Origin of the sequence: Amycolatopsis benzoatilytica AK 16/65 (assembly GCF_000383915.1) — a bacterium.
In the GTDB taxonomy this organism is placed as follows: Bacteria; Actinomycetota; Actinomycetes; order Mycobacteriales; family Pseudonocardiaceae; genus Amycolatopsis; species Amycolatopsis benzoatilytica.
On sequence record NZ_KB912942.1, the window covers coordinates 8,429,085 to 8,441,701 of the forward strand.

Sequence of the window (12,617 nt, forward strand, 5' to 3'; positions counted from 1 at the left end):
CGGATCGGTCGGACGGGTTCCCCGGGATTCCTCGCCGAGCGCGGGCGGTCAGCCGGGAGCGGGCGGCGGAGCGGAATCGGAGGACGGCGCGTGGATCGGCTCGGCTGGTACCGGGCCGCTGGATGGCCCGGTGGGGTTGGTTGCGGCGTCGGGCGGTGTCGGGTCGCTGGAGGGCTCAGCGGGGCTGGCCGCCGCCTCGGCTGGGCCGCGGTCAGCGCCCGCCACTGGGTCGGCTGTTTCGCCAGCCACTGCCTCTGGGCGGGCTCCGCGCAGCAGCCCGCGGACCGTGTCGATCGTGTCTGCTTCGCCTGGATCCTTGTCCGGCCGGTACCGCACCACTCGGGCGAACCGCAGCGCCAGGCCGCCTGGGTAACGCGTACTGACCTGCGCCCCGTCCAGTTCGATCTCGACCACCGTCTCCGGCCGCACGTGCACCGTCCACCGGTCGCGCTGGATCTCGATTTCCTGGAACCGTTCGGTTTGCCAGGCCAGCAGTTCGTCGGTGAGGCCCTTGAACGTCTTGCCGACCATGATCGGTGGTCCGCCGTCCGGATCGCGGGCGCCCAGGTGCAGATTGGACAGTTTCCCGGTGCGTCGGCCATGGCCCCATTCCGCCGCCAGCACCACGAGATCGATGGTGTGCACCGGTTTCACCTTCAGCCACGCGCGGCCGCGCCGCCCGGCGGCGTAGGCGGAGTCGAGGTCCTTCACCATTACGCCTTCGTGCCCGGCGGCCATCGCGGCGTCGAGGACCGAGGCCGCCGAAGAAGGGCGGATGGCACCCGGGATCACGTGCTCGCCCGCGGCGCGGCGCAGCGCCTCGTGGCGTTCGGACAGCGGCGCGTCCAGGAGGTCGACGCCGTCCAAGTGGAGACAGTCGAAGAAGTACGGCCGCAGCAGCAACGCCCGCACCTGTTCGTCCCGGGTGCTGCCGAACCGGCTCATCGTTTCCTGGAACGGGCGCGGCCGCCCGTCGTCGGTGAGCGCGAGGGTTTCGCCGTCCAGCACGACGGATTCGCACGGCAGCGCCCGCACGAGTTCCACCAGTTCGGTCACGCTGCCGGTGATTTCCCGCAGCGTCCGGGTGTAGACCCGCACTTGTGAACCTCGCCGGTGCACCTGGATCCTGGCACCGTCCATTTTGTACTCGACAATCGCGTTGGCGTGCTCGCCCTCGGCCTCCTCCAACGACTCCGCGGGCGAAGCCAGCATCGGCCGCACCGGACGGCCCAGTTCCAGCCGGAACTCCGCGAGCGCCGCCGCGCCGCCGGTGATCGCTGTCTGCCCGGTGACCGGTAACCGGCCGGACAGCATGAACGCGCGCCGCACCTGGTCGACGCCCACCTCGGCCGCCGCCGCGATCGCATCGACCATCACGCCTTCCAGCGCGCCCTGCCGAAGTTCGCCGGTGACCAGCCGGAACACGAACTCCTGCTCGGCGCGGGTCAGCCGCGCGAACAACGAGCCGAGCACGTCGGCCCGCCGTTTCACCGAACCCGCACCGGCCGCCGCCGCGACTTCGGCCAGCGCGGCGTCGACCTCGGCCACGTCGACGGTCGCCGCGGCCGCGGGCGGGACGGCGAGATCGGCGAGCGTGCGCCATCCCGCACCGAGCCGGTCCTGTGCGGTCTGCCCGGTGAGATATGCGATCACCGCGGGCAGTTCGCCAGGCTCGGCCGCGCGCAGGATACTGGCCAGAACGGCGATTTTCGCCTTCCTGGACCGGGTGGCCGCCAGTTCGGCGGACGCGGTGACGAGTTCGGTGAACAACACCCGGACATCATCGCCCCGCGCACCGACAAAACCGGCGGAGCGCTCCTCGGCCGGGTGAAAAGCGGCTGATCATCCCGCCGAACGGGGGCCAGTAACTGGGGTGCTGTCGTACCTGACAGCTACCCTGCGCCCCGCGGATCGATCGAAGCGATCCGCGCGACGGCGGCTCGAAGCCGGTCCGGGGCGAGAGCGGCGTAGCCGAGCACCAGCCCCGGATAGCCCGACGCGGCATGGGAATAAGTCGACAAAGCTGGCGCGCGCACTCCCGCCACGGCGAGATTCTCCTGCAGTCGCAGGTCATCCGTGCCGTCCGGAAGCCGCACGACCAGGTGCAGTCCAGCGGCGATGCCAACTGGCCGCCACTGCGGCAGCTGCCGCGCGAGTGCGTCGATCAACGCGTCCCGCCGGGCACGGTAAAGCCGGCGGGTCCGACGCAAATGCCGGTCGTACCCGCCGGTCGCGATCAGGTGCGCGAGGGCGGCTTGCGGGAGCGGCGGACAGCCCAGGTCGTGCATCTCCTTGGCCCGGGCCACGGCGTCGCGCAGCCGGCGCGGCGGGAGCAACCAGCCGATCCGCAACGCCGGAGCGAGCACCTTGCTGACGCTGCCGATGTACGCGACATGCTCCGGTGCCAGCGCCCGCATCGCGCCCAACGCGGGGCGGTCGTAACGATGTTCGGCGTCGTAGTCGTCCTCCAGTACGAGACCGCCCGTTTCCGCTGCCCAGGCCAGCAGGTTCCGTCGGCGCTCCGGGTGCAGTGCGACACCGAGCGGAAACTGGTGCGCGGCCGTCACCAGCACCACCGAACAGCCCGACGCGGCCAGCGCGTCGACGTCGATTCCCATGTCGTCGACCGGAATGCCGACCGGTTCCAGTCCGTGGCCGTGCAGCAGGGCAGCCTGCCCAGGGTGGCTCGGGTCCTCGACCGCGATTCGCTGGCCGGGCAGCGCATCCGCCAGCAGTGACAACGCCTCCGCCGCTCCGCTGGTGATCACGATGTCGTCCGGGCCAGCCGGCAATGCACGGACTCGCCCGAGGTACGCGGCCAGCTCGGCACGCAACGCGGGATGCCCGGTCGGGTCCGGATAGCCGAGACCGGTATCAGGCGTCGCGTTGAGCGCTTCTCGTTCCGCGCCAAGCCATTCCGTACGCGGAAACGCCGACAGTGCGGGCAAGCCCGGCCGGAGGTCGAACTCCCAGTCCGGTGCTTTCGCGGTGGCAGCGCGAAGAGCCGGCCCGGCGCGATCGAACGGTGCGACTCGGGTGCCGGAACCGTGCTTGCTCAGCAGGTATCCCTCGGCGGTCAGCTGCTCGTACAGCGCGGTGACCGTGCCGCGCGCGACGCCGAGCTGCCGGGCGAGGTCGCGGCTCGACGGCAGCCGCGTTCCGGTGGCGAGCCGTCCGCTGCGGATGGCCTCCCGCAGCGCGGCTTCGACGGCTCGGCCGCGCCGGCCGCCGGCGAGAGCGGGCAGCAGCAGCTCCCGGATGGTTTCCACGGCTCGACAGTACGATCAAGTGGTCCAGTTAGGCCAGGGTCGAGTGGTCCTTCTGAATAGACCACTCCCGGCGAGAAGCTGATCCTCGTGAAACGTGCGATGGTGCTTTCAGGCGTGGCCGGCGCGGTGCTCGTCGGCGGGTCGGTGCCGGTCACCGGCATGCTGGACGGGTATCCGGTGATCACCGGGCAGGCGCTGCGGTACGCGCTGGGCGGGCTTCTGCTGTACAGCTGGGCGAAGGCCGCTCGCAAGCCGTTGCCACGGCCGAAACTCAGCGATCTCCCGACGCTGATCGGGATCGCCGCGACCGGGATGATCGGCTTCCAAGCCTGCCTGCTCCTGGCACAGCGCTACGCGGAACCGAGCGCGGTAGTGGCCTTCCTCGGCGCGAGCCCGCTGGTGCTGGCACTGGTCGCGCCCATGATGGACGGACGCCGTCCGTCGGCGGCTCCGGTCGTCGGCGCGGTGCTGGCCGGGCTGGGCATCGTGGTGCTGTCCGGCGGCGGGTCCGCCTCCGCGCCCGGATTGCTGCTGGCCGCGCTGGCGATGCTGTGCGAAGCGTCGTTCACGCTGCTCGCGGTAGGTTTGCTGCGTCGGCTCGGTCCGCTCGCCACCTCGACGTGGAGCTGTTTCACCGCGGCGGCGGGCGGAGCGATCGTCGGCACGGTCGCCGACCCAGCCGGTGCCTGGCGCTGGCCGAACCAGCGAGAGCTGATCGCGTTGCTGCTCTTGGCCGTTCTCGTGACCGCGGTGGCGTTCGTGCTCTGGTACCGCTGCGTCGCTGAGCTGGGCGCGGACCGGGCCGGAGTGCTGATCGGGCTGATGCCGGTGTCCGGGCTCGCGGTAGCAGTGCTGATCGGCGCGCAACGGTTCGCTCTGGCCGACCTGCTCGGCGTCACGCTGGTCGCCGCCGGAGTCGCATGCGGGCTGTGGAAACGCGAAGCGGCCCGCCCGGCCGTAGCCGAACGGGCCGCCGCCGCGAGCTGACGCGTTACTTGCCGCCGCGCGCCATGCGCAGCACGTCGAGCGCCTCGTCGAGCTGCGCTTCGGTGAGCTTGCCGTCGCGGACGTACCCGCGCTCCAGCACGACCTCGCGGATCGTCTTGAGCTCCTTGAGCGCCTGCTTCGCGACCGCGGCCGCTTCCTCGTAGCCGATGTACTTGTTCAGCGGCGTCACGATCGAAGGCGAACCTTCGGCGTACTGGCGGGCGCGCTCGACATTCGCGGTGGCCCCGGCGAACACCTTGTCCGCCAACAGCCGCGACACGGCCGCGAGCAGCCGCGCGGATTCGAGCACATTGCGGGCGATCACCGGCAGGTTCACGTTGAGCTGGAAGTTGCCCGCCGCCCCGGCGAACGCGACCGCCGCGTCGTTGCCGATGACCTGCGCGACCACCTGCAGGGTCGCCTCCGGGATGACCGGGTTCACCTTGCCCGGCATGATCGACGAGCCTGGCTGCAGGTCCGGCAGCGCCAGTTCGGCGAGCCCGGTGCGCGGGCCGGAGCCCAGCCAGCGCAGGTCGTTCGCGATCTTGTTCAGCGACACCGCGATGGTGCGCAGCTGACCGGAGGTCTCGACTACGCTGTCCTGAGTCGCCTGCGCCTCGAAGTGGTTGCGGGCCTCGGTCAGCGGCAGGCCGGTGAGTTGTGCCAGCTCGGCCGAAACAGCCGCGCCGAAGCCGTCCGGCGCGTTCAGCCCCGATCCGACGGCGGTGCCGCCGATCGGCAGTTCGCCCAGCCGCGGCAGGCCGGACCGCAGCCGCTCGATGCCGAACCGGATCTGCGCCGCCCACGCGCCCGCTTCCTGGCCGAGGGTGATCGGCACCGCGTCCATCAGGTGCGTGCGGCCGGACTTGACGATGTCCTGCCACTCCTCGGCACGCGCCTCGATCGCGCCGGCGAGGTGCTCCAGCGCCGGTACGACGTCGGTGAGCACCGCCTCGGTGGCGGCGACGTGGATCGTGGTCGGGAAGGTGTCGTTGGACGACTGTGACGCGTTGACGTGGTCGTTCGGGTGCACGTCGCGGCCGAGCGCGCGGGTGGCGAGCGTCGCGATGACCTCGTTCGCGTTCATGTTCGAGGAGGTGCCCGAGCCGGTCTGGAAGACGTCGATCGGGAAGTGCGTGTCGTGCTTGCCCTCGGCGACCTCGTCGGCGGCTTTCGCGATGGCGTCGGCGACGTCGGCGTCCAGGACGCCCAGGCGCGCGTTCACCCGGGCGGCGGCGGCCTTCAACAGGCCCAGCGCGCGGATCTGGGCGCGCTCCAGGCCGCGGCCGGAGATGGGGAAGTTCTCCACGGCGCGCTGCGTCTGCGCGCGATAGAGCGCGTCGACCGGGACGCGGACCTCGCCCATCGTGTCGTGTTCGATCCGGTATTCCTGTTCAGCCATAACACCGATTCTGGACCCGATTCGCGCGGCTGGCCGGGTGTCGTCGCCCACCCGGGCAGCCGACCCGCCCGGCCGCCACCTCAATGGAATGACGTTGCCCTGCCGATTATTCTCAGTGTGTTCTCGATCACCGCCACCCACCACTGGCATGGAGCGAGCCTCATGGAGTACGACCTCGTCGTCATCGGAGCCGGTCCGACCGGCCTCTTCGCCGCCTACTACGCGGGATTCCGCGGCCTGTCGATGGCCATCGTCGATTCGCTGCCCGAGCCGGGCGGCCAGGTCACCGCGATGTATCCGGAGAAGATGATCTACGACGTCGGCGGGTTCGCCGCGGTGCGCGGCCGCGATCTCGTGCAGGGCCTGGTGGACCAGGTCAAGCCGTGGCAGCCGGACTACCTGCTCGGGCGCAAGGCGGAGAAGCTGGAGAGCGTCGACGGCGGACTGGAACTGACCCTCGACGGCGGCGACGTGCTGCGCGCCGGCGCGGTGCTGATCACCGCGGGCATCGGAGAGTTCACGCCGCGTCCGCTGCCGGCCGGCGACGGGTGGCTGGGCCGGGGCATGGTCCATTTCGTGCCGTCTTTGGCCGCGCACGCCGGCCAGCACGTGGTGGTGGTCGGCGGCGGCGATTCGGCGTTCGACTGGTGCCTCGCGCTGCAGCCGATCGCGGCGAGCGTGACGCTGGTGCACCGCCGCGCGAAGTTCCGCGCGGCGGAATCGATTGTGCGGCAGGTACGAGAGCTCGGAGTCCGATTGGTGACGGACGCGGAAGTGTCCCGTTTCGTAGCCGGTCCGGACGGCGCCTTGACCGCGGTGGACGTCGCGGTCAAGGGCGGCGAAGAGGAGCGGCTGCGCGCGGACGCGGTGGTCGCGGCGCTGGGGTTCACCGCGGATCTGGGGCCGATCGAGAGCTGGGGCCTGGAGATCGACCACCGTGCGATCGCGGTGGATTCGACCATGGCGACGGCGCGGCCGCGGGTCTACGCGGCGGGCGATGTGGCGGCGTATCCGGGCAAGGTGAAGCTGATCGCGACCGGATTCGGCGAGGCGGCGACGGCGGTCAACAACATCGCGGTAGCGCTGAACCCGGAGGCGCATTTGTTCCCCGGGCATTCGAGCAACGTCGAGTGAACGCGATTCAGCCGGTCTTCTCCGCGATCCACGGCTGATACGCCACCGCCGACGTCGCGATCGACGGCCCGCTCCCGCAGGTCGTCGACCCGTTCCCGGGTCGGCTGACCATCCCGGCGAGCAGCCACCGGTCGCCGTCGCGCAGCAGTTCCGGGCCGCCGGAGTCGCCGTAGCAGGAACCGGATCCGCCCGGGCTGTCGGTGCACAGCTCGGACGTGCCGTCGAAGGACGAGGTGCAGTGCGAGCCCGGCACCAGGTGGGTGTCGAGCTGGCGCAACGACGGCGAAACCGGGCCGCAGTTCGGTGTCGCGCAGGTCTGGCCCCAGCCGATCACCCGGACCGCCGCCCCTGGCTCGGCGCTCGGGCCGATCGCGATCGGCGCGGCCTTGACTGGTGCCGTCAACCGGATCAGGCCGAGGTCGCCGGTCTGGGTCTCGGCGTTGAAATGCGGATGCAAGACGAATTCCGCGGCCTTCGGCGTCTCGCCGCCTTGCTCGGCGTCATTGCTGCCAACCCGGACTCCGATCGTCGCCGGGTCCTTTCCGGAAAGGCAGTGCGCCGCGGTGACCACCCAAGTCGGCGCGATCAGCGAACCGCCGCAGAACAGTGCACCGCCCGAAGTGCGCAGCGACACCGCGAACGGGTACGGCTGGTCCGCGTCGGTCCCGCCGACGATCGACGGTGCCGCCGAAGCAGTGCCCGCGCCGAGCGCGGCTCCCGGCAGAACCGTCATCAGCAGCGCGAGCAGCCGTTTCGACACCGGAGAAACTCCTTGGCAGATCAGGGAAGCGGGGGCACCGCCCGCTCGTCTTCGAGGTCGAGGTTGCCGTCGAAGTTGACGGACGAGTACGCCCGCAGCTTCTCCAGCCGGTGGTATCCGTCGATCATTCTGACCGTCCCGGACTTGGACCGCATGACGATCGACTGCGTCGTGGCCCCTCCCGCCCGATAGTGGACGCCGCGCAGCAGGTCGCCGTCGGTGACGCCGGTCGCGCAGAAGAACACGTTGTCGCCGGTGACCAGGTCGTCGTTGAGCAGGATCCGGTCGAGGTCGTGGCCCGCGGCGAGCGCCTTCTCACGCTCTGCCTCGTCCTTCGGCCACAGCCGGCCCTGCAGTTCGCCGCCGAGGCACTTCATCGCGCACGCGGCGATGATGCCTTCGGGCGTGCCGCCGATGCCGAGCAGCATGTCGACGCCGGTGCTCGGCCGGGCCGCGGCGATCGCGCCGGCGACGTCGCCGTCGGAGATGAACCGGATCCGGGCTCCCGCCGCGCGGACCTCTTTGACCAGCTGCTCGTGCCGCGGCCGGTCGAGGATGCACACCGTCACATCGCTGACGCTGGAGTTCTTCGCCTTCGCCACGCGCCGGATGTTCTCCGCGACCGGGGCGGAGATGTCCACCTTGCCCGCCGCGTCCGGGCCGACGGCCAGCTTCTCCATGTAGAACACCGCGGACGGGTCGAACATCGCGCCCCGCTCGGCGACCGCGAGCACGGCCAGCGCGTTCGGCATGCCCTTCGCCATCAGCGTGGTGCCGTCGACCGGGTCGACCGCCACGTCGCAGTCCGGGCCGTCTCCGTTGCCGACTTCCTCGCCGTTGAACAGCATCGGCGCTTCGTCTTTCTCGCCCTCGCCGATCACGACGACGCCGCGCATCGAGACGGTGGAAACGAGCTGGCGCATCGCGTCGACCGCCGCGCCGTCGCCGCCGATCTTGTCCCCGCGGCCGACCCAGCGGCCGGCCGCCATCGCGGCGGCCTCGGTCACCCGTACCAGTTCCATCGCGAGGTTGCGATCAGGCGCCTCACGTCGGCTGGGGTCACTGGCGGTGGTCATCGTGGCCTCCCGGAACACTGGTTTTCGGCGGGTTCCCAGTGTGTCAGATCGCGGAGTCACCTGACCGATTCAGCGACGCATGGTGCATGTCACTCTGTGTCGTCGTCGGTCTCCACCGAGGCCAGCGCGGCCTCGATCCGCTCGCGCGCGCCCTCGAGATGCCGCTCGCACACCTTGGCGAGCTGCTCGCCCTTCTCCCAGAGCTCCAGCGACTGCTCCAGCGACAGCCCGCCGGCCTCCAGCTCCTTGACGACCTCGACCAGCTGGTCGCGGGCCTGTTCGTAACCGAGTCCGGCGGTATCTGCTTCGCTCACGTTCTCCGACCTTGTGCTGCGCGAGGGTGTTCGCGCAGAGTACCGCGCTCGGCCGGGCGCCGACTGTCATGTTCGGCGCGGCTGGTCAGACCCGTTGCCGGACGGCGACCACCGCGCTGGCCATCGCGTGGTCGTAGCCGACGAACGCCAGCGCGAACTCCTGTCCGTCGCCGTCGGCGATCGCGTCTTCCAGGTTCTCCTGCGCGCTTGCCACCCGGCGGCGGTGACCGGCTCCCTCGGCGAACCACCAGCGCGATCCGACGTGCTCGGACGTCGCCTCCGACAGCCGCCGCAGCTGCGGGGCCAGCCCGACCCGGGCGGCCGATCCGCAGCCGGCCAGCAGCGCGGTCCAGCATTCGCCGGCCGCGTGGTCGGTGGCCCAGGCTTGCTGGAGCAGACGCTCGGCGCGAAGCCGGGCGGCGGCGTCCACCGTGAGCGGGAGGAACGCCGGGGCCCGGTGGGTCACGTCCGGTCTCCTTCCGGGTTCGTCGGTTCGACGGATTCGGCGACGACGTGCACCGCCCCGTCGGCGACGCGCACGCGCAGCTTCGCGCCGTCCTCGACCTGGGAGACGGACCGGAGCACCTGGAGGTTGCCTGCGGAATCGGTGAACTGGACGACTGAGTAGCCGCGCGACATCGTCGCCGCCGGGCCGAGCGCGGCCAGCTTGCCGCGCGCGTTCGCGACCTCGGCCTGGTCCTTCGCGAGCAGTCCGAGCATCGCGCGACGGCCGCGCTCGCGGTGCATCTCGACGTCCGAGCGGCGGCGTTCGATCGGACCCAGCGGATCGGCCAGCGACGGGCGGCTGCGCAGCTGAGTGAGCAGCCGGGTCTCCCGGTCGACCCAGCCGTGCAGCGCCCGGCGGCCGCGGTCGCGCATCTGCCGGACCCGTGCGGTTTCCTCGCGCACGTCCGGCACGATCCGCTTGCTCGCGTCGGTGGGCGTGGAACATCGCAGGTCGGCGACGTGGTCGAGCAGCGGGGTGTCCGGCTCGTGCCCGATCGCGCTGACGATCGGCGTGCCCGCGGCCGCGACCGCTCGGCACAGCGCCTCGTCGGAGAACGGCAGCAGGTCCTCGACGCTGCCCCCGCCGCGGGCGATGACGATCACGTCCACGTCCGGGTCTTTGTCCAGCGTGGACAGCGCGCGGAGAATCTGCGGCACCGCCTGCGGTCCCTGCACCGCGGTGTTCAGCACCTTGAACAGCACGTGCGGCCAGCGTGCCTGCGCGTTCACCAGCACGTCGCGCTCGGCCGCCGAAGCGCGCCCGGTGATCAGCCCGATTCCCTTGGGCAGGAACGGAACCGGCCGTTTGCGCTCCCGGGCGAACAAGCCCTCCGCGGCCAGCAGCTTGCGCAGCCGCTCAATGCGCGCCAGCAGTTCGCCGATGCCGACCGCGCGGATCTGGTCGGCGCGCAGGCTCAGCGTGCCGCGGCCGAAGAAGAACGACGGCTTGGCGTGGATGACCACGCGGTCGCCTTCGCGCAGCGGCGTCGCCAGTTCGCGGATGAGCCACATCGGGCAGGTGACCGACATGGACACGTCCGCGGACGGATCGCGCAGCGTCAGGAACGCGGTCTGCGTCCCTGGCCGCGCGTTGATCTGCGTGACCTGGCCTTCGACCCAGACGTCGCCGAGCCGGTGAATCCAGTCGCCGATCTTGCGCGCGACGGTGCGGACCGGCCACGGATTCTCCGCGCTGGTCGCGGGGTCGTTGCTCACTGGCCTTCCGCGGGGTCGCCTGGCTGTTCCTCGGCCTTGCGCGCGTTGCCGATCCGGCGCGCGAGCATGCCGACGAACGACGCCCGGTCGGCGTTGGCCTTCTCGTACTCGAGCAGCTCCTCCAGTTGCGGCACGGTCAGCCGCCGCAGCCTCGCCCGCAGCTGAGGCAGGGTGAGTCCGTCGTAGTCCGGCAGCCCCGCCGGGCCGGTGCTGTCGTTCTCGCCCTCGGCGTGCTCCTCCGCGAGGGCACGCGTCTCCTCGACCCACGGGTCGTCGTCGACGGCGGACAGGTCCGGCGGCGTCGAGCGGTGGCCGTTGGAGTACGGCTCGGGCAGGTCCTGGACCGGCACGAGCGTCGGACGGGGCGGAGCGAGGTCGGGCGCGGCGTCCTCGTCGAAGGTCGCCCAGCTGGGCGTGTCCTCGACCGGACGCAGCATCGACAGCGCGTCGTCGCCCTTGATGGCCAGCTCAGTGACCTGCTGCTGGACGCGCATGGACAGCTGCAGCACCTGGCTCACGACGGTGACCGGCAGGCCGGTGAGCTGCTTCGGGAGCTCACGAACCCGCTCGGCGGTGGTGACGGCGAGGCCCGCGGCGACCCGGAGGGGGAGCGGGAGTGACTTCATGGGTCCAGCGTGCCGTATCCGGGCCGGTCTGCCCAACCGAACGGGTGGCGCGGGGCACCGGACGTGACGCCCGGCACAGCTCGAACGGCCGCCGCGGTCATCCGATCGAGGACCTCAACCCCGCACCGAGGCGGCCCGTACCCTGAAGGCATGACTTCTGCGAGTCCCGGAACCGAACCCGCCGGTACCCCGACGATCCCCCGGTCCGGCGCCGCCAAACGCGTGCTGCTCGCGAAGCCGCGCGGGTACTGCGCTGGCGTGGACCGCGCGGTCGTGGCCGTGGAGAAGGCGCTGGAGCTGTACGGACCGCCGGTCTACGTGCGCAAGGAGATCGTGCACAACCGGCATGTGGTCGACACCCTGCGCGAGCGCGGCGCGATCTTCGTGGACGAGACCGACGAGGTGCCCGAGGGCGCGCTCGTGGTGTTCTCCGCGCACGGTGTTTCGCCCGCGGTGCACACCGAGGCCGCGGAGCGGAACCTGCGCACCATCGACGCGACCTGCCCGCTGGTCACGAAGGTGCACAAAGAGGTCAACCGGTTCGCCAAGGACGACTACGACATCTTGCTGATCGGCCACGAGGGCCACGAAGAGGTCGAGGGCACCGCCGGGGAGGCGCCGGAGAAGGTGCAGCTGGTCGACAAGGCCGAGGACGTCGACAAGGTCGAGGTGCGCGACCCGTCGAAGGTGATCTGGCTGTCGCAGACCACGCTGTCGGTGGACGAGACGATGGAGCGCGTCGACCAGCTGCGCGAGCGCTTCCCGACTCTGGCCGACCCGCCGAGCGACGACATCTGCTACGCCACCACGAACCGCCAGGTCGCGGTGAAGGCGATGGCGCCGGAGTGCGATCTGGTGCTGGTGGTCGGGTCGAAGAACTCGTCCAATTCGAAGCGGCTGGTGGAGGTCGCGCTCAAGGCCGGTGCTTCGGCGTCGCATCTGATCGACTTCGCGACCGAGGTCGACGAAGCGTGGCTGGAAGGCGTGTCGACGGTCGGGGTCACCTCGGGCGCGTCGGTGCCGGACGTGCTGGTGATGGACCTGCTTGCCTGGCTGGCCGAGCGCGGGTACGGGCAGGTGGACGAAGTGACGACGGCGAACGAGAAGATCGCGTTCGCGCTGCCCAAGGAGCTGCGCAAGGCGGCTAAGGCGGAGTCCTGAGCAGCTGATTCCGCCGCTGACGTGGGTGACGGCGCAGGCCGCCGATCCCTTTCGAGGGGGTCGGCGGCCTTTGTCGTTTGCGTGCCGGTGGGGAGGCCCGGGGAGAGGCGCTGACGCACAACGGCCTCGGACGATTCCGTCCGAGGCCGTTGTGCCGGGTGGTGCG

The 12,617-nt window shown here is 71.0% G+C and carries 12 protein-coding genes; 3 read left to right on the forward strand and 9 right to left on the reverse strand.

Translation table 11 applies throughout. The features are described from left to right. Positions 1-48: 48 nt before the first annotated feature. Positions 49-1,773 carry an ATP-dependent DNA ligase gene (locus AMYBE_RS0139455; protein ID WP_020664924.1) on the reverse strand — a complete coding sequence of 575 codons (1,725 nt, stop codon included), beginning with the start codon at positions 1,771-1,773 and terminating at the stop codon, positions 49-51. A gap of 119 nt (positions 1,774-1,892) precedes the next feature. After that, on the reverse strand, positions 1,893-3,269 hold the full coding sequence (pdxR, locus tag AMYBE_RS0139460) for a MocR-like pyridoxine biosynthesis transcription factor PdxR (protein ID WP_020664925.1): 1,377 nt from the start codon (positions 3,267-3,269) through the stop codon (positions 1,893-1,895). 87 nt (positions 3,270-3,356) lie between these two features. Here pdxR and AMYBE_RS0139465 point away from each other — a divergent pair, with 87 nt between their 5' ends. Continuing rightward, positions 3,357-4,256 (forward strand): DMT family transporter, encoded by a 900-nt coding sequence (locus AMYBE_RS0139465; protein ID WP_027928507.1) that lies wholly within the window; start codon positions 3,357-3,359, stop codon positions 4,254-4,256. A 4-nt stretch (positions 4,257-4,260) separates the two neighbouring features. Here the strand turns inward: AMYBE_RS0139465 and AMYBE_RS0139470 are convergent, their stop codons facing one another. Then, the gene (locus AMYBE_RS0139470; RefSeq protein WP_020664927.1) at positions 4,261-5,658 is read right to left on the reverse strand and encodes a class II fumarate hydratase; all 1,398 of its coding nucleotides are present in this window, start codon (positions 5,656-5,658) and stop codon (positions 4,261-4,263) included. A gap of 162 nt (positions 5,659-5,820) precedes the next feature. Here AMYBE_RS0139470 and AMYBE_RS0139475 point away from each other — a divergent pair, with 162 nt between their 5' ends. Continuing rightward, on the forward strand, positions 5,821-6,792 hold the full coding sequence (locus tag AMYBE_RS0139475) for an NAD(P)/FAD-dependent oxidoreductase (protein WP_020664928.1): 972 nt from the start codon (positions 5,821-5,823) through the stop codon (positions 6,790-6,792). A gap of 7 nt (positions 6,793-6,799) precedes the next feature. On the opposite strand, the gene AMYBE_RS0139480 is transcribed toward AMYBE_RS0139475, so the two are convergent. From AMYBE_RS0139480 to AMYBE_RS0139505, 6 genes are all read right to left on the reverse strand, one after another. After that, positions 6,800-7,552, reverse strand: coding sequence for a S1 family peptidase (locus AMYBE_RS0139480; RefSeq protein ID WP_020664929.1), 753 nt, complete (start codon positions 7,550-7,552; stop codon positions 6,800-6,802). A gap of 20 nt (positions 7,553-7,572) precedes the next feature. Then, positions 7,573-8,628 (reverse strand): class II fructose-bisphosphatase, encoded by a 1,056-nt coding sequence (glpX, locus tag AMYBE_RS0139485; protein WP_027928508.1) that lies wholly within the window; start codon positions 8,626-8,628, stop codon positions 7,573-7,575. An 89-nt stretch (positions 8,629-8,717) separates the two neighbouring features. Continuing rightward, positions 8,718-8,942, reverse strand: a complete 225-nt coding sequence (locus AMYBE_RS0139490; protein WP_020664931.1) for an exodeoxyribonuclease VII small subunit — start codon at positions 8,940-8,942, stop codon at positions 8,718-8,720. A gap of 85 nt (positions 8,943-9,027) precedes the next feature. After that, a complete protein-coding gene (locus AMYBE_RS0139495) occupies positions 9,028-9,408 on the reverse strand; it encodes a hypothetical protein (protein WP_020664932.1) in 381 nt (126 codons plus the stop codon). Further along, positions 9,405-10,664 carry an exodeoxyribonuclease VII large subunit gene (xseA, locus tag AMYBE_RS0139500; protein WP_020664933.1) on the reverse strand — a complete coding sequence of 420 codons (1,260 nt, stop codon included), beginning with the start codon at positions 10,662-10,664 and terminating at the stop codon, positions 9,405-9,407. The genes AMYBE_RS0139495 and xseA overlap by 4 nt, the downstream gene beginning before the upstream one ends. Continuing rightward, positions 10,661-11,290, reverse strand: coding sequence for a lipid droplet-associated protein (locus AMYBE_RS0139505; RefSeq protein WP_020664934.1), 630 nt, complete (start codon positions 11,288-11,290; stop codon positions 10,661-10,663). The genes xseA and AMYBE_RS0139505 overlap by 4 nt, the downstream gene beginning before the upstream one ends. Before the next feature lie 150 nt (positions 11,291-11,440). On the opposite strand from AMYBE_RS0139505, the gene AMYBE_RS0139510 reads away from it, so the two are divergent. Then, positions 11,441-12,451 (forward strand): 4-hydroxy-3-methylbut-2-enyl diphosphate reductase, encoded by a 1,011-nt coding sequence (locus AMYBE_RS0139510; RefSeq protein WP_020664935.1) that lies wholly within the window; start codon positions 11,441-11,443, stop codon positions 12,449-12,451. Positions 12,452-12,617 lie beyond the last annotated feature (166 nt).